The sequence below is a fragment of the Amycolatopsis ponsaeliensis genome (assembly GCF_030182635.1).
Lineage (GTDB): Bacteria > Actinomycetota > Actinomycetes > Mycobacteriales > Pseudonocardiaceae > Amycolatopsis > Amycolatopsis ponsaeliensis.
Genome location: NZ_JAPZLD010000027.1, coordinates 1 through 16,536, shown reverse-complemented (window position 1 = coordinate 16,536; position 16,536 = coordinate 1). Strand labels below are relative to the sequence as shown.

The following is a 16,536-nucleotide window of genomic DNA, read 5'->3' as shown; positions in this document are numbered from 1 at the left end:
TCCTCCCTGGGTCGGTCCTGTGGTGGCGTACCGGTCAGACGAGGGCGGTGAGCGGCACGCCGATGAACGTCGGGTCGAAGCGGCTGACGCCGTCGAGCAGTTCGTCGATCTTGGCCATGACGCCGGGCTCGAGCACGACGTCGGCGGCCTTGAGGTTGTCCGTGAGCTGCTCGGGGCGCGAGGCGCCGGTGATCGCGGAGGTGACGTTGGGGTTCTGCAGCACCCAGGCGAGGGCCAGCTGCGCCATGGTGAGGCCGAGCTGCTCGGCGACCGGGCGCAGTTCCTGCACCTTGCGGAGCACGTCGTCCTGCAACCAGCGGACCATGTAGCCGCTGCCCTCGCCGTCGGTGGCGCGGGAGCCTTCGGGCGGGCGCTTGCCGGGCAGGTACTTGCCGGTCAGCACACCCTGCGCCATCGGCGACCAGACGAGCTGGCCCATGCCCTCGCGCTCGCAGGCCGGGATGACCTGGGCCTCGATGACCCGCCACAGCATCGAGTACTGCGTCTGGCTGCCGACCAGCGGGACCCGGAGCTCGCGGGCCAGCGCGGCGGCGCGGGTGATCTGCTCGGCGGTCCACTCCGAGACGCCGACGTAGAGGACCTTGCCCTGGCGCACCAGGTCGGCGAAGGCCAGCATGGTCTCCTCCAGCTCGACCGTCGGGTCGAACTGGTGGGCCTGGTAGAGGTCGAGGTAGTCGGTCCGGAGCCGGTTCAGGGAGCCGTGCGCGGACTCCATGATGTGCTTGCGGCCCAGGCCCTGGTCGTTGGGGCCGCCGGGGCCGGTCGGCCAGTACACCTTGGTGCAGATCTCCAGGCTCTCCCGGCGCCGGCCCGACAGCGCGCGCCCCAGCACCTCTTCGGCGCGGGTGTTCGCGTACATGTCGGCGGTGTCGAACGTGGTGATCCCGGCGTCGAGCGCCGCTTCCACGCATTTCTTCGCTTGTTCTTCGGCCACTTGCGATCCGTGGGTGATCCAGTTGCCGTAGGAAATCCTGCTGAGTGAGAGGCCGCTGCGGCCCAATCGACGATGTTCCATGCCTCAGGACACTCCAAGGAATTTTCTGCGTAGTCAACGTTTAAAACCGCGAAAAAGGGTCCTGTCGATGGGGTCATAGAACATAGTGATGAGGCCATCAACGGGTCCATGATCACCATTGTCCCGGCTATTTTCCGATGGGAGCGTGAGGCTTCTGCCGGAGAAATCACCGGAATCGCCGCGGAGTCGAGCGGCTGGAATCCGGTTCGAGATCGGGAGAACAATGGTTGACAAGATCGTCAGTGCCGCACGTGCGGCGACCATGGCGGCGCCGCCGCTGGGCAACGAGGCGTACGGGCGTTTCTGCATCGGGCTGGCCCACCGGCTGACCGCGGCGTGGCCGCGGATCCGCGCGGCGAACGACGCCGACGTGGACCGGGCGCGGGAACGGGGCATGCCCGACGTGCTCGTCGACCGGCTGCGGCTGACCGAAGAGCACCTCGACGGGCTGGTGACCCTCACCTCGACCGTCGCCGAAGAGATGCGCGAACTGACCCACCGCCCGCCGGGCACCCCGATCGGCGACTGGGGCGTGCGGCACCGCGTGCCGCGGCCGCTGGGCGTGGTGCTGATGATCTTCGAGGCCCGCCCGACCGTCACCGTCGAGGGCGCGCTGCTCAACGTCGCGGCCGGCAACGCGGTGATCCTGCGTGGTGGCAAGGAAATCGCGGGGACCAACGCCGCGCTCGGCGCCGCCGTCGCCGCCGCCTTGGAGGACGCGGAGCTGCCCACGGGCCTGGTCTCCGTGCTCGACGACCCCAGCCGTGCGCTGCTGCGCGAACTGCTGCGCCGGCCCGGCGAGATCGACGTGCTCATCCCGCGCGGAAGCGCTTCCCTGGTCGACTACTGCCACAGCGCGAGCACCATCCCGGTGCTGGCCAGCGGCGGCGGGGTCAACCACCTCTACGTGCACCGCAGCGCCGAGATGGCCCAGGCGGTCGCGATCGCGCTGGACAGCAAGCTGCCCGCCCCGGCCGGCTGCACCTCCCTGGAGATCGCGCTGGTCGACCGGCCGGTGGCCGACGAGTTCGTGGCGGCCCTGCTCGACGGCGCCCGCCGCGACGGCCGGCCGCTGACCGTGCGGGCCGGCGAGGGACTCCGGCGACCGGAGACCACCGGGCAGTGGCGGGTGGAGGCGCTGGGCGAGCACGACCGGGGCCGGGAGTTCCTCGACAGCACGATCGGCGTGGTGGCGGTGGACTCCCCGGGCGAGGCGGTGGAGTTCATCCAGCGGTACGGATCCGGGCACAGCGAGGCGATCGCCGCCACCGACCCGGTGGCCATCGGCGAGTTCACCGACCGGGTGGACGCGGCCACGATCGTCGTCAACGGTTCCCTGCGGCTCAACGACGGGCCGACGCTGGAGCTGGGCTCGGAGATCGCGATCAGCACCAGCAGGCTGCACGCCCGCGGGCCGATCACCTTGGCCGCACTGGTGAACTACTGCTGGGTGGTCGAGGCCGGCGGCCGGCTGCGTGAGGCGAGCTGATGCCCGCCCCGGCGCGGCCACCGCTGCTGCTCCCGCTCAGCCGCCGTCCGCTCGCACCGCAGGCGGTGCTCGTGCACCCCGGCGGGGGCGGCCTGGGCCCGTACACGCCACTGGCCCTGCGGCTGGCCCGCCGCAGCGGGGTGAGCGGGATCCGCGCCAGCGGCCTGTTCGCCGGCGAGCGGCCCGACTCCGACGTCGACGCGATGGCGCGGCGGTACCTGCCGTTGCTGGACACCCTGCCCCGCCGGCCGGAACTGCTGGTGGGCTGGTCCATGGGCGGCGTCCTCGCCTGGGAGCTCGGCGCGCGGCTCGCCGCGACCGGCCCGGCCCCGGCGGTGGTGATGATCGACAGCTTCACCAGCCGGGACGAGTTCCGCACCGCGGGACAGCGGCACGCGGTCGTCGAGCGGATCATGCGCTCGGTGCACGCCCGGGTCGCACCCCGCGACCAGCCCTGGGCCGAGACCACGGCACACGCCCACGTCACCGCGTCCGGCCGGCACCGGGTGACCAGCACCCACCCCGGCCCGGCGCTGCTGATGGCGTGCGCGAGCCCGCACCGCCGCACCCAGGTCGAGAACTGGGCCCGGTTGTCCGGGCGGCTGCGCGTCCGCGAACTGGACTGCGGCCACTTCGACGTGTTCGGCCGGAAAGCGCTCCCCGACGTCCTGACCCACCTCGACGAATTCCTGGCCGAAGAACGAACCCGATCCCCGCAACCCCTTGGAGGGCAACGATGACAACCGGACCCGATCACACGACGGTCGCCGACTCGGTCAAGCGCGTGGTGATCGCCGAATCCCGGCTTTCCCTGGAACCGGACCAGATCCAGGACGACGAGCCGCTCAGCGGAGACCTGCTGCGCGTCAACTCGATGGGTTTCGTCGGCATGCTGGTGCGCCTCGAGGACGAGCTCGACGTGACCCTGCCCGACGACCTGTTCGTCGGCCGCACCTTCAAGACGGTCGACGACCTCGTCGAGGTCGTCGCCGAAGGCACTCGTGAAACGGAGGCCCTGTGATGAGCCACGTGTCCCTCCCCACCAGCTGGCGCAGCGTGCTGCCGCACCTGGACGAGCCGCTGCCCCCCGACCGCAGCCCGGAGGTGGCCGTGGGCGGCTCGGACAGCGGGGTGGCGGTGAACCTGCCGTTCGCGCTGGTGCGCCAGTCCACCCAGAACCGCGAGTTCTGGGACATCCCCGCCGAGGTGCTCGACGCCTACCGCAGCTTCCGGCCCACCCCGCTGTGGCGGGCACGCCGGTTCGAGGACGCCGTCGGCGCGCGGGTGCCGATCTACGTCAAGTACGAGGGCGGCAACATCTCCGGCAGCCACAAGCTGAACACCGCACTCGCCCAGGCCTACTACTACGCCAAGGCCGGTGTGAAGGAACTGGTCACCGGCACCGGCGCCGGGCAGTGGGGCACCGCGCTCGCCGCCGCCTGCGCGATGTTCGGGCTGCGCTGCCGGGTGTTCATGGTGGGCACGAGCCTGCGGAAAAAGCCCTACCGGGGCACGCTGATGCGGACCCTCGGCGCCACCGTGCACGCCAGCCCGAGCGACCTGACCGAGGTGGCCGCCCGCGTCGGCGGCGGGGTGAACAGCCTCGCACTGGCGATCGGCGAAGCGGTCGAATACGCCGGACGCACCGAGGGGGCCGCGTTCTGCATCGGCAGCGGCGAGACCTACAGCATCCTGCACCAGTCCGTCATCGGGCTGGAGGCCATCGAGCAGCTCGCCGCGCTGGAGTCCGAAGTGGACAGCGTCGTCGGCTGCGTCGGCGCCGGCTCGAACTTCGGCGGGATCGCCCTGCCCTTCTTCGCCGAGGCCGCGGTGACCGGGGCTGAGTGCCCGCGGCTGGTGGCCGCGGAGTCCAGCACCACCCCGAAGCTCACCCGCGGCGTCTACGCCTACGACAAGACCGACGCCACCGGGGTCAGCCCGATGGAGGCGATGTACACGATCGGCAGCAGCTACCCGATCCCCGACTCGCACTCGGCCGGCCTGCGCTTCCACGGCGCCGCGAAGGTCATCTCCGCCATGCGGCACCAGGACCAGGTCGCCGCCCAGGCCGTCGGGCAGGTCGAAGCCCTGGAAGCCGGGCAGGCCTTCACCCGGACGGAGATGGTGCTCCCGGCACCGGAGTCCGGGCACGCGCTGGCCGTCGCCGCGCGCCTGGCCGCGGGCGGCGGATCCTCCCGTGGTGTGGTCGCCTGCGTGAGCGGGCACGGCTACCTGGACCTCTCCGCGTACCAGCAGCTGGCCGACGGTGAGCTCAGCAGCGAGCCGCCCGAGGAGCAGGCGCTGGTGTCGGCGATGGACCGGTTGCAGCCGGTCCCGGGCCTCGCGATCGCCGGGAGTGGTCATGCCGTCTGAGCCGCTGGACCACCGCCTCTTCGACTGCGTCCAGGTGAACCTGGCCGAGCTCGCCGACCGCGTGCACGGCGAAGGTACGCACCTCGCGCTGGGCCGGATCCTGCGCTTCTGGCCCCGGCCGGGCGCGGACGGGCTGCCCACCGTCGAGCCGCGGGTCGACGAGCACGTGACCGAATCCGCCGACCTGCTGGGATTGCGTGTCACCCGGCGCGAACGGATCACCGCCGCGGACGGCCTCGAACCCGGCCCCGGCTGCTACGTCGTCGCGGACGCCTACCACCTGCCGTGGGTTCCCTACTACCGCAACCAGCACCTCGAGCACAGCTTCCTGGTCGAGCCGGCCGACGGCGGCGTCACCGTCGTCGACGGCTACCACAACGACACCCAGTGGGGTGCGGCCCGGCCGGGCCGGTGGACGCTCGGCCACACGGAACTCGCCGAGGCGCTGCCCGACGGTGCGTTGACGTTCGACCTCGCCGCCGGCGCCCCCGCGACCGAGCGCACGCCACTGGTGCAGCTGGCCGAGGCCGGCACGTTCGTGGCGACCTACGCCGACCATCCCGACCGGGTGCGGGCGTTGCGGGGACTGACGTTGCAGACCTGGCTGCTCACCCGCAGCCGCCGCCTGCACGCCGCGGCCATGGGTCTGGACACCGACGCGGTGCGGGCGCACCTGGACGAGTGGGACGCGCTCGCGAAGCAGGTGTACCTGGCGAGCCGCCGGGTCTCCGCGGGCCGGGCCGAACCGCGTGCGCTGTTCCCTCGCCTCGCCGACTGCCTCGCCGCGGACCACACGGCGTTCGGCGGCACCGCCGACATCGTCACGGCGTCCACAGTGGACACCATCGAGGTGTCACCGGAGCTGCGCGAGTCCGTCGCCGCGGTGATCGGGACCGTGCTGGGCACCGAGCCCGCCCCCGGCGCCCACGCGCTCGGCGACATCCCCGGCTTCAGTTCCTTCCGCATGATGGAGATCGTCGAGCGGATCGAAAGCGACCTCGGCGTCGAGTTCGCCGCCGAGGACCTGGTCCCGGAGAAGCTCACCCACGTCGACGGCCTCTGCCGCGCCGTCCTGGACGCAGGAGGAACACGATGACCTACGCACCGCGGGTACTCCACGAACTGCTCGGCCACGCCGCCCGGCAATGGCCGAACCGGACCGCGCTGACCTGCCGGGGCACCTCGACGACCTACGCCGAGCTCGCCGCCGCCGCGGAGCGGGTCGCCGCCTCGCTCGCCGCCCGGGGCGCCCGCCGCGGCGACCGGCTGCTGATCAACGCCCCGGCGAGCACGCTGCTGCCCGCCGTGGTCTTCGGCGCCGCCCGCGTCGGCGTCGCGTTTTCCCTGCTGCACGAACAGGTTCGCGGCGCCAGCCTGGACCACGTGCTCGCGGACTCCGCGCCGGTGCTGATGGTGACCGGCGACGACGACGTGCGGCGGTCGGCCGAAACGGCCGGCGTCCCCGCGGCGTCGGTGGAAGACCTCGCCGCCGGCCCCGGCCGGGACGTCGCGCTGCCCACTCCCCCGCTGCCGGTGGACCCGGTGTGCCTGATCTACACCTCGGGCACCACCTCCCTGCCCAAGGCCGTGGTCAGCACCCACCAGCAGCTGCTGTTCGCCACCGCGGCGATCGCTTCGGTGCTGGAGTACCGCAGCGACGACGTCGTCTACAGCCCGCTGCCGCTGTCCTTCGACTACGGGCTGTACCAGGTGTTCCTGTCCGTCACCGCGGGGTCGAACCTGACCATGGGCGCCCCCACCGAGGTGGGGCCGTCACTGGTCGGCAACCTGGTGCGCGCGAACGCGACCGTGCTGCCCGCCGTCCCGGCCGTCGCCGAGGCGCTGAGCGCGCTGCTGCGCCGCCGCCCGAAGCCCGCCCCCGCCCTGCGGCTGCTCACCAACACCGGCGCGGCGATGCCCACCGGCACCCTGGAATCCTTGCGTGAGGCCATTCCCGGCCTGCGCGTGCAGCTGATGTTCGGGCTGACCGAGTGCAAGCGCGCCACCATCATGCCGGTCGACGGCGATCTGGAGCGGCCCGGTTCCAGCGGCCGGGCCCTGCCCGGCACGGAGGTCTTCGTCATCGGCGAGTCCGGCGAGCGGCTGCCCGCCGGGGAGATCGGCGAGATCGTGGTGCGCGGCCCGAACGTCATGGCCGGGTACTGGCGCCGCCCGGAGCTCACCGAGCAGAAGTTCCCGCGCGTGGACGGGCTGTTCCCGGAACTGCGGACCGGGGACTACGGCCGGCTCGACGAAGAGGGCTACCTCTACTTCGACGGCCGCCGCGACGACATCTACAAGGAGCGCGGGTTCCGCGTCAGCGCGACCGAGGTCGAGACCGCGGCCCGCGGCGTGCCCGGGGTCCGCGAAGCCGCCGTGCTGGTCCCGAAGGACACCCGCCCGGCGTGGCTGTTCGTCACCGGTGACCTGGCCGCCGAGGGCGTGCTCGACGCGATGCGCACCCGGATCGAGGAGTTCAAGATCCCGGCGAGCTGCCTGCGAGTGGGCACGCTTCCCTTGACCGGCAACGGGAAGGTCGACCGCAAGGCACTGGCCTCGATGGTGGAGGAGGTGCCCAGTGGAGCTGCTCGATGAGCGGACTTCACCGCTCGCGGACCTGCCCGGCGACCTCGCCGGAATGCCCACCCCCGCCTACGTCTACGACCTGGCCGAGGTCCGCCGCAACCACCGGCGCCTCGACGGGGCCCTGCCCGGCGGCACCGGGCTGCTGTACTCGCTCAAGGCGAATCCGCACCCGGACGTGCTGAGCACCCTGCGCGAGGCCGGGGCCCGCCCGGAGGTCTGCTCCTCCGGCGAGCTGCGGGCCGCGCTCGACGCCGGCTGGACCGGCGCGCAGGTCCTCTATACCGGCCCGGGGAAGCGCGACGCCGAGATCGTGGGCGCGCTGCGGGCCGGGGTGCGGGAGTTCTCCGTGGACTCCCCGCACGCCATCACGCAGCTCGACCGGCTCGCCCGCGAGGCCGGTGTCCGCGCCCGGTTCCTGTTGCGCGTCAACGACGACCAGCCGGTGCCAGGTCAGGGCCTGGCGATGACCGGCGTGCCTTCGCAGTTCGGCGCCGACACCGGCTGGATCCTCGCCGAGCCCGCCCGCTTCGCCGGGGGCGAGCACGCCGAGGCGGCCGGGCTGCACCTGTACATGGGCACCAACCTCACCGCGGTCGACGACCTGATCGGGCAGTTCGGCCGCGCACTGGACACCGCCGCGCGGCTGCGGGAAGCCCTGGCACCGCACGGGGTCCGCTTCCGGACCCTCGACCTCGGCGGCGGTTTCGGCGCCCCGTTCGCGAAGGACGGCACCGCGGGTGAGCTGACCGGCCTGCGCGAAGGGCTCGAAGCGCTGCTCGGCGAGAAGCTGCCGGGCTGGCGCAAGCGGGGCCCGGAGGTGGTGTTCGAGTCCGGCCGGTACCTGGTCGGCACCGCGGGCACCCTCGTCACGGCGGTGCTGGACGTCAAGCGCTCGCAGGGCAAGGACATCGTCGTGCTGGAGTCCGGCATCAACCACCTCGGCGGCATGTCGGGGATGCGGCGGCTGCCGCCGCTCTCGCCGCACCTGCTCGGCCCGGGCGGCCCGCCCGTGCTGGACGCGCTCGTCGCCGGACCGCTGTGCACGCCGCTGGACACCTGGACCCGCACCGGAAAGCTGCCCGAACTGGGCCCCGGCGACCTGGTGGCGGTGCCGAACGTCGGCGCCTACGGGCTGTACGCCAGCCTCGTCGCCTTCCTGGGCCACCCCCTGCCGGCGGAGGTCGTCGTCGACGGCGACCGTCCCGGCTCCCCCGCGCGGACCTCGCGCGTGGAACTGGTCAGGACCACTGACCCCGACAATGAGGAGTGAACCGATGGATCCCCGCATGGCCGAACTGCTCACCCCGTTCCTCAAGTTCCTCAACGGCCGCGAGCTCGGCCCGGACGACTCGCTGCGCGAGCGCGGGCTCGACTCGATGCAGTCGATCAACGTGCTGTTCGAGATCGAGGACGTGTTCGGCGTCTCGCTGCCGGACGAGGACATCACCGATGCCACCTTCGCCACGCCGGCCACCCTGTGGACCGCCGTGAGCGCCCAGCTGAAGCTCCAGGGGGTGTCGTCGTGACCGCGGCCCCGCTGACCGAACTCGTCGGACGCGTGACCAAGGTCGCCGAGGAGCACGTCCGCCAGACCGACGACGACGCCGCGTTCCCGGTGCAGGCGCTCGACGAGCTGCGCGCCACCGGCCTGCTCGGCCTGCTCGTGCCTGCCGAGGACGGCGGGCTCGGCGGCTCGCTGGCCGACGTGCTCGACGCGAGCACCGAGCTGGGCCGGGTGGACATGTCCGTGGCGATGATCTTCGCCATGCACTGCCAGCAGGTCGCCGCCGTGCTCGCGCACGCCGAAGGCAGGCTGCGCGCGGAACTGCTGCCCGAGATCGCTGCGGGCCGGCTCTACCTCGCCTCGGTCACCACCGAGGCGGGCAAGGGCGGGCACCTGCTGACCGCCGAGTCCGCCGCGGCCTGGCGCGACGGCGAGCTGCTCGTCGACCGGTTCGCCCCGGTCGTCACCGGGGGCATGCAGGCCGACGGGTTCCTGATCACCCTGCGCTCCCCGGACTCGGAAGCGGACAACCAGGTTTCGCTGGTCTACGCCGCCCGCGAGCAGCTGGAGATCGAGCAGGCGGGCGGCTGGAACCCGCTGGGCATGCGCGCCAGCGACAGCGGTGCCCTGCGGCTGCGCGGGCGGCTGCCCGCCCACCAGGTCGTCGGGAAGCACGGCGACTTCCACACCATCGTCACCACCGTGTTCGGCCCGCTGGCCCACCTCGGCTGGGCGTCCTGCTGGCTCGGCACGGCGGCCGGGGCGCTGTCCCGGGTGATCGCCTCGCTGCGCGGCAGCCGGGGCAAGACCGACCTGAGCTCGGAACTGCTGATGACGCGGCTGTCGCGGGCGCGCCAGCGGCTGGACACCGTGCATGCGCTGATCGACCACGCCCGCCGGGTCGTCGAGACCACCGCGGACCTCAGCGTGCCGAAGGTGCAGCTGCTGATCAACGCCGTGAAGATCACCGCCGCCGAGGAGTGCTACCGCGCCGTCGACGAGCTGGTCGACGCCGTCGGGATGCGCCACGGCTACCTGCGCGACTCCCCCACGCGGCTGGAGCAGTCGCTGCGGGACCTGCGCTCGGCGGTGCTGAACTACAGCAACGACCGGCTGCACCTCGCCGACGGCCGGCTCACCCTGCTCGACCAGGAGGTGAGTTTTGCCTGAGTCAGCCCTCCTCGACTCCCGGGTGCGCGCCGGTCCCGCCGCGGACGCACTGTCCACTGTGGATTCCTCTGCGTCCGGCGCCGAGGTGTGGCAGCGACTCGGCGCCACCGGCGTGCTGCGGGGGCAGTACCGGCGGAACACCGCCACCGGGCTGATCGCCGACCCGGACCGGCTCGGCGCCACCTTGCGCGCGGTCGACGCCCGCGGGGACAACGGGATCACGCTGAGCGTGCTGGTGCAGTCCGCGAGCGCGCTGCCGATCCTGGCCGCCGGGACCGGGCCGGCGTTCGACGAGGTCGTCCGCGGCGACTGTGAGGTCGCGCTGGCCGCCACGGACGCCGCGGCGGCCGGGTCCGACCTCACCGGGCTGGGCACGGAGATCGAGACCGGCGGCGACACCGTCCGGCTCGAGGGCGCGAAGCGGTGGGTGACCACGGCGACCCGCGCCGCGTACTTCCTGGTGCTGGCCCGGCACCGGCCCGGACGGCACTTCTCGGCCTTCACCTGGGTCCTGGTCCCGGCGGACGCGGCGGGGGTGCGGGTCACGCCCGCGGCGACCACGCTGCTCGCGGGCGCGGGCACCGGGCACGTCGAGTTCTCCGGGGTGCGGCTGCCGGCGTCGGCCGTGCTCGGCCGGACCGGGCGCGGGCTGGCGTTGTTCGCCCGGCACATGGGCACCGAACGGCTCGCCGGCGCCCAGTGGGCCACCGCGCTCACCAGCCGGGTGCTGGCGGAGACGAGGAAAGCGGTGATGCGGCGGGAAATCGACGGACGCGCGCTGTGGGACCACGATTCGGTCCGCCAGGAGTTCGCGGGCTGCCTGGTCCGGGTGCGCTCGCTGCGCGCGCTGTACGAAACACTGGGCGAACGGGTCGTGGAGGACCACGACACGACGAGCGCGGCGATGCTGAAGGCCGCGGTCGGGCTCACCGCCGACGACGTGCTCTCGCGCTGCGCCCGGTGGCGGGGCGCCGACGGTTTCGCCGACGACGGCCTGCAGCTCGTGCGGGCCGAGGCCGCGGTGTTCGGCATCGGCGGCGGGGTGACCGAGCTGATGCTCGCCGCGGTCGCCGACGGCGCCGAGACGATGCTCGAGGAACTGCGCGCATGAGCACCGGAAACCGGGTCGGCGCCCGCGGTGTGAACGCCGGCGGCGCCGAGATCACCGCAACCCGAGCCGGCACCGGCAATCTCCCGGAGCCCACCATCGGCGAGGCCGAGACCAGCCGGCCCCGCGTTGATACCTGCGGCCCCGCCGCGACCAACCGGCCCCGCGTCAATACCTGCGGCCCCGCCGAGGTCACCCGGCCCCACGTCGCCGCCCGCAGCCTCCCGGCCGATCCGGAGCTTCCCCGTGAAAGCTCGGCCCTGGAAGCGGCAGTGGCACGTGAAAGTGCCGCGGTCCAGGAGCTTCCGGAAGTCTCCGTCGACGGCACCGAAATCTCGCCCGGGGTGTGGGTCGCTTCCGCCACCCGCGCCGACCTCGGCGATCCGCCCGTCCACGCGGGGGACCTCGCCGAGGCCGGCACCCGGCCGCGCTGGCGTCGCGCGGAGTTCCTCGCCGGGCGGCACCTGCTGCGGCACCTGCTGCGGCGGATCCGGCCCGACCTCGCCGCGCTGCCGCTGTGCGCCGACCCCGCCGGGAAACCCCGGCTGGACGCGGGCGGTGAGGACCTCGCCCTGCCCGGCATCACCATCTCCCACGACGAAGACCGGATCGCCGCGGCGGTGTGCGCGCACGGGGACGTGGGCGTCGACGTCCAGCTGCCCCCGGAGCGGCTGACCGACTCGGCCGTGCGCCGGTGCCTCGGCTCGCACGCCCCGGCGGTCACCGCCCTGCCCCGCCGGCGGCGAGCGAAGGAGTTCGCCTGGGTGTGGACGGTGCAGGAGGCGTGCGTCAAGGCCGCGGGCACCGGGATGGCCGGGCGCCCCTGGTCGATCGACGTCCCGCCCGGCGCCGTGTCCGGGCACTGGGGCGGGTTCGCCTGGCTGAGCCTGCGCACCCGATCGCCGGTGCCCCTCAGCTGCGCCTTCCAGCCCGCTCCGTGACCCGGTGCGGGACCCGACCACGACGACGGAGGTCGACGTGCACCTCGTCAACGCCCCGGACACCGTCCCGGAACTCAGCTGCTACACCACCAACCTGGTGGCCTACCTCGAAACCGGCGAACCCGGGGTGCGGTCCCGCATGGCCCACGCCGTGCGCCTGGCGGTCCGGCTCGACAGCGGCCCCGGGAACCTGGTGTTCTCCCAGCACTCGCGCATCGACGGCGACGCCGCGCTCGGCTACCGCGGCGCGGCGGACTGGGGGCGGGCCGTCGCCGACCTCCAGACCGAGCTGACCCGCTCGGGGCGGGTGCTGGCCGTCGCCGACACGTTCCACCTGTCCTGGTCCCCGGCGCACGGGATCGCGCACTCGCCGCACTGGCTGCTGCTGCTCGGCCGGCGCGACGGGCGGTGGCTGGTGGCCGACCACTTCCGCGCGCTGACCCCGCTCGGCGAGCAGGAACCCTTCCTCGGCTGGCTGGACGACGCCACGGTGGAGCGCGCGCTGACGCCGTACGGCCCGTGGCCGCCGGAGATCGCCCACCGCGACCGCTACGCGCTGGGCACCGCCGTGGAGCCGGTGCACGCGGACCGGTTCCGCTGGCTGGCACGCACCACCGGCGAGGATCCCCCGGCCGACCCGGGTGCCTGGACCCGCGGCCTGCCGGAGACGCTAGAGCGCGTCAGCACGGTGCTGACCGACGACGACACCGCCGCCGCCCGCTACGGCGACGACCTGTGGGCGGCGAGCAGGCACTACACCTACCGCCTCGAAGTGCTCGCCGCGAACGGCGAGATCTGCGCGGAGGCCGCCGCCGCGGCCGCGGTGAGCTGGGGCGAGCTGCCCAAGGTCGTCCGGTTCGCCGCGGAGTCCGCCGCCCGGGGCCGGCCGCGCGCCGGCCTGCTGCGGCGGACCTTCGACGACCTGCAGCGCATCCACGAAAAGACGACCACCGAACCCGTATCGGAGGTATGAGCACGATGGAAACCCTGTACCACTGGTTCGCCGCGTCGGCCGAAAAGCACGCCGACGCCCCCGCGCTCGAAGCCGGAGCGCGCACCCTGACCTACGCCGGACTCCGGGATCTCGCCGGGCACGTCGCCGCCGAGGCCGTCACCGCGGTCGGGGCGATACCCGCCCGGATCGGCGTGCTGGCCGAGCGCAGCGTGCTGACCTACGCCGGCTACCTCGCGGCGCAACGGCTCGGCAGCACCGCCGTCCCGCTCAACCCCGCGTTCCCCCGCGAGCGCAACCGGATGATCGCCGAGGCCGCCGGCCTGGACCTGGTCCTCACCGAAGGCGACCCGGCCGATCTCGGTGTGCCGGAACTGGAAATGACCGAGCCCGCGGACGGCGTCCCGCGCACCCCGCCGGAGTCCCGGACCGGGGACCTGGCCTACATCCTGTTCACCTCGGGCTCGACCGGGCAGCCCAAGGGCGTCCCGATCCGGCACCGCAACGTCTGCGCCTACCTCGGCCACGTCGTGCCGCGGTACGGAATGGGGCCGGGCAGCCGCGTCTCCCAGACCTTCGACCTGACCTTCGACCTGTCGGTGTTCGACATGTTCACCGCCTGGGGCGGCGGCGCGACGCTCGTCGTCCCCAGCCGTGAGGACCTGCTGGCGCCGGTGCGGTTCGTCGCGGAGAAGGAGCTGACCCACTGGTTCTCGGTGCCCTCGATGGTGTCCTTCGCCCAGCGGCTGCGCAGCCTGCGGCCCGGCAGCATGCCGACGTTGCGCTGGAGCCTGTTCTGCGGTGAGCCCCTGACCACGAACCAGGCCGAGGCCTGGCAGCGCGCCGCCCCCGGCGGGGTCGTCGAGAACCTCTACGGCCCCACCGAGCTGACCATCAGCTGCGCCGAGTTCCGGCTGCCCGCCGATCCGGCGGACTGGCCGGGCACCGCCAACGGGACCGTGCCGATCGGGCGCCCCTACCCCACCGTCAACCACGTCGTGCTCAACGACGAGGGACGCCCCGCCGTGGAAGGAGAACTCTGCGCGCGCGGGCCCCAGCGGTTCCCCGGCTACCTCGACCCGGCCGACAACGAAGGCCGCTTCTACCACTTCGGTGACGGCGACCGGAGCGCGCGGCCGCACGCCGCGGGTGACGAGCTCGACGACGACGCCTGGTACCGCACCGGGGACCGGGTGTCCTGGCAGGACGGTTCCCTTGTCCACTTGGGACGGTCGGACCAGCAGGTGAAGGTGCAGGGCTACCGGGTGGAGCTCGGCGAGATCGAGGCCGTGCTGCGGGATCAGGAATCGGTGCGCGACGCGATCGTGCTCGCCCTGCCCGGCAGCGGCGGCACCACCGAGCTCGAAGCGGTGTGCACGGGTTCGCACCTCGACCCCGACCGGCTGCTCGCCGCCGTCGGCGGCCGGCTGCCCCAGTACATGGTGCCCCGGCGGCTCACCGTGCTGGACGCGCTGCCGCTCAACGTCAACGGCAAGATCGACCGCTCGGCCCTCACCGCGGACGCGATCGGGCAGCGCGGATGACCGCCGACACCCCGGAAGGGAAGACCATGGAAACCGCACCCGTCCCCCCGTCCCGGCTCGGTACCGCGCGCCCGCCCACACCGGCGCTGGTGCCCGCGGAGGGGTTCCGCCAGGCGATCGCGAAGCTGCCGACCGGGGTCACCGTGCTCACCACCGTCACCGAGGACACCCCCGTCGGCTGCACGGCCAACGCGGTGATGTCGCTCTCGGCCGACACCCCGAGTGTCCTGGTGTCGCTGGGCTGTCACAGCAGGACTCTCGAAGCCATCCTCGACAACGGAGTCTTCGCCGTGAACACGCTGTCCTGGTCGCAGCGGGCGCTGACCCGCAAGTTCGCCACCGGCAGCCCGGCCGAGCGGTTCGCCGGGGTGCCGTGGCAGCCCCAGCGCCGGATCCCCGTGCTCTCCGCGGCGGGGGTGGCGCTGGTCTGCGAGGTGGGTGACACCGCGACGCTGCTGGACCACACCGTGGTCGTCGGCAAGGTCGTCTGGCTGCGGGACACGAACGCGGCCCCGACGGTGCTCTACGGACGAGAGCAGTACCCGCTCGGGGCCTGAGGAGAGACCGGGCCGCGCCCGGCTCGGCGGTCGACCCTCACCGGGCGAACCGCTGGGCCGGGCGCGGTCCCGCGTCCGCGACCTGTTCGGCGGTGGCGCGGGCCGCGGCGTCGAGCAGCACCGAGAACCGGGGGTCGGTGCGGATCTCGCCGTGCCAGGCGACTTGCGTGAAGACCTGGAACGGCGCCGTCCACGGCACCTCGACCAGCCGGCCGTCGGCCAGTTCGGTGGCGACGCTGAGCCGGGGCAGCAGCGCGAGGCCCAGCCCCGCGGCCAGCGCGTGCTTCACCGCGTCGATCGAGCCGAAGGTCAGCGCGCGGATCCGGGTCTCGCCGACGTCGCCCAGCGTCCGCTCGAACAGGCGCTGGTAGCCGCTGCCCCGGTGCGCGCACAGCAAGGGGTACCTCGCCAGCCGCGAGGTCGGTACCGGCTCGCGGCCGAGCGGGCCGTCCGGGCCGGTGACCACCACGAGCGGTTCCGGGCACAGCAGGGTCGAATCGGCTTTCGGCGAGGACTCGCAGACGTCGATGAAGAACGCGCAGTCGACGTCGGAATCGCCGATGCGGCTCCACGGGTCCTCTTCCAGCGGCCGGATCTCCAGCGCCAGTTCGGGGTGCCGCCGGTACAGGTACTCGATGATCGGCACCAGCCGGTAGGAGGTGAGCCCGCTGTCGGCGCCGACGGTCAGCGCGTCGCCGGGGGCGGTGCCCTCGAGCACGGTCTCCTCCGCCATCCGGCTCAGCTTCACGATCTTGTGGGCGTAGCGCCGGAACCGCTGGCCGGCGGTGGTGAGCCGGATGAGCGCGCCGGTGCGGTTGAACAGATCGCACGCGAGGTCGCGCTCGAGTTTCTTGATCCGGGCGGTGACCGTGGGCTGGGCCAGGCTCAGCTCGCTGGCGGCCTTGGTGAAGCTCGACTGCTCGGCCACCCTGAGGAAAGTGGAGAGGGAAGCGGTGTCCACGGCCCGGATCACCGCCAGCCGGGTCGAACGGCACGGGGAGCGGTCCCCGGACCCGGGCGAGTGTTCCCTTCGCTGAGCGGCGTGAGTTTTCGCGGGACGGCCTCCGCTCGCACGCGGTGCTCCCGGTGCGAGGTGGTCTGCGGGCAGGCCCTCCGATCGGCCTCTCTCTCACCCTGGTGGAGCTCGGTCCCGAACACGAAACCTCCTAGGGCCTGTATCGAAGTCGTCTCGGGCAGATTGAGCTGAAGTTGGGCGTGTCGGTGGTCGACATAGGTGAGGTCTCCGGTAGTTGGTTCGTCGACCAAGAAGAACCTG

At 73.0% G+C, this 16,536-nt stretch carries 16 protein-coding genes; 14 read left to right on the top strand and 2 right to left on the bottom strand.

The genetic code is table 11. The features are described 5' to 3' along the window. Positions 1–34: 34 nt before the first annotated feature. Positions 35–1,036: an aldo/keto reductase family protein gene (locus QQ657_RS33615; RefSeq protein ID WP_284746321.1), complete on the bottom strand. Its 1,002-nt coding sequence runs from the start codon at positions 1,034–1,036 to the stop codon at positions 35–37. A 223-nt stretch (positions 1,037–1,259) separates the two neighbouring features. Between QQ657_RS33615 and QQ657_RS33610 the strand changes: the two genes are divergently transcribed. The 14 genes from QQ657_RS33610 to QQ657_RS33545 are packed head-to-tail and all read left to right on the top strand — an operon-like array spanning position 1,260 to position 15,260. Next, positions 1,260–2,525: a glutamate-5-semialdehyde dehydrogenase gene (locus QQ657_RS33610; protein WP_284746320.1), complete on the top strand. Its 1,266-nt coding sequence runs from the start codon at positions 1,260–1,262 to the stop codon at positions 2,523–2,525. Beyond that, positions 2,525–3,265 (top strand): alpha/beta fold hydrolase, encoded by a 741-nt coding sequence (locus QQ657_RS33605; RefSeq protein ID WP_284746319.1) that lies wholly within the window; start codon positions 2,525–2,527, stop codon positions 3,263–3,265. The genes QQ657_RS33610 and QQ657_RS33605 overlap by 1 nt, the downstream gene beginning before the upstream one ends. Beyond that, positions 3,262–3,546, top strand: a complete 285-nt coding sequence (locus QQ657_RS33600) for an acyl carrier protein (protein ID WP_284746318.1) — start codon at positions 3,262–3,264, stop codon at positions 3,544–3,546. Before QQ657_RS33605 ends, QQ657_RS33600 begins: the two co-directional genes overlap by 4 nt. Further along, positions 3,546–4,898, top strand: coding sequence for a TrpB-like pyridoxal phosphate-dependent enzyme (locus QQ657_RS33595; RefSeq protein WP_284746317.1), 1,353 nt, complete (start codon positions 3,546–3,548; stop codon positions 4,896–4,898). The genes QQ657_RS33600 and QQ657_RS33595 overlap by 1 nt, the downstream gene beginning before the upstream one ends. Further along, positions 4,888–5,994, top strand: a complete 1,107-nt coding sequence (locus QQ657_RS33590; protein WP_284746316.1) for an acyl carrier protein — start codon at positions 4,888–4,890, stop codon at positions 5,992–5,994. Before QQ657_RS33595 ends, QQ657_RS33590 begins: the two co-directional genes overlap by 11 nt. Beyond that, positions 5,991–7,493 carry a class I adenylate-forming enzyme family protein gene (locus tag QQ657_RS33585; RefSeq protein WP_284746315.1) on the top strand — a complete coding sequence of 501 codons (1,503 nt, stop codon included), beginning with the start codon at positions 5,991–5,993 and terminating at the stop codon, positions 7,491–7,493. The genes QQ657_RS33590 and QQ657_RS33585 overlap by 4 nt, the downstream gene beginning before the upstream one ends. After that, complete coding sequence (locus tag QQ657_RS33580) at positions 7,477–8,754, top strand: type III PLP-dependent enzyme domain-containing protein (protein WP_284746314.1); 1,278 nt, start codon at positions 7,477–7,479, stop codon at positions 8,752–8,754. Before QQ657_RS33585 ends, QQ657_RS33580 begins: the two co-directional genes overlap by 17 nt. A 4-nt stretch (positions 8,755–8,758) precedes the next feature. Continuing rightward, entirely contained in the window at positions 8,759–9,010 is a 252-nt protein-coding gene (locus tag QQ657_RS33575) for an acyl carrier protein (protein ID WP_284746313.1), read from the top strand. Continuing rightward, positions 9,007–10,158 carry an acyl-CoA dehydrogenase family protein gene (locus QQ657_RS33570; RefSeq protein ID WP_284746312.1) on the top strand — a complete coding sequence of 384 codons (1,152 nt, stop codon included), beginning with the start codon at positions 9,007–9,009 and terminating at the stop codon, positions 10,156–10,158. The genes QQ657_RS33575 and QQ657_RS33570 overlap by 4 nt, the downstream gene beginning before the upstream one ends. After that, positions 10,151–11,269 (top strand): acyl-CoA dehydrogenase family protein, encoded by a 1,119-nt coding sequence (locus QQ657_RS33565; protein ID WP_284746311.1) that lies wholly within the window; start codon positions 10,151–10,153, stop codon positions 11,267–11,269. The genes QQ657_RS33570 and QQ657_RS33565 overlap by 8 nt, the downstream gene beginning before the upstream one ends. Beyond that, positions 11,266–12,207 (top strand): 4'-phosphopantetheinyl transferase superfamily protein, encoded by a 942-nt coding sequence (locus tag QQ657_RS33560; RefSeq protein ID WP_284746310.1) that lies wholly within the window; start codon positions 11,266–11,268, stop codon positions 12,205–12,207. The genes QQ657_RS33565 and QQ657_RS33560 overlap by 4 nt, the downstream gene beginning before the upstream one ends. A gap of 4 nt (positions 12,208–12,211) precedes the next feature. After that, positions 12,212–13,180 carry a hypothetical protein gene (locus QQ657_RS33555; RefSeq protein WP_284746309.1) on the top strand — a complete coding sequence of 323 codons (969 nt, stop codon included), beginning with the start codon at positions 12,212–12,214 and terminating at the stop codon, positions 13,178–13,180. 5 nt (positions 13,181–13,185) lie between these two features. Further along, complete coding sequence (locus tag QQ657_RS33550) at positions 13,186–14,703, top strand: AMP-binding protein (protein WP_284746427.1); 1,518 nt, start codon at positions 13,186–13,188, stop codon at positions 14,701–14,703. Continuing rightward, positions 14,700–15,260 (top strand): flavin reductase family protein, encoded by a 561-nt coding sequence (locus tag QQ657_RS33545; protein ID WP_284746308.1) that lies wholly within the window; start codon positions 14,700–14,702, stop codon positions 15,258–15,260. The genes QQ657_RS33550 and QQ657_RS33545 overlap by 4 nt, the downstream gene beginning before the upstream one ends. A gap of 37 nt (positions 15,261–15,297) precedes the next feature. On the opposite strand, the gene QQ657_RS33540 is transcribed toward QQ657_RS33545, so the two are convergent. Continuing rightward, positions 15,298–16,221, bottom strand: a complete 924-nt coding sequence (locus QQ657_RS33540; RefSeq protein WP_284746307.1) for a LysR family transcriptional regulator — start codon at positions 16,219–16,221, stop codon at positions 15,298–15,300. Positions 16,222–16,536: the final 315 nt, after the last annotated feature.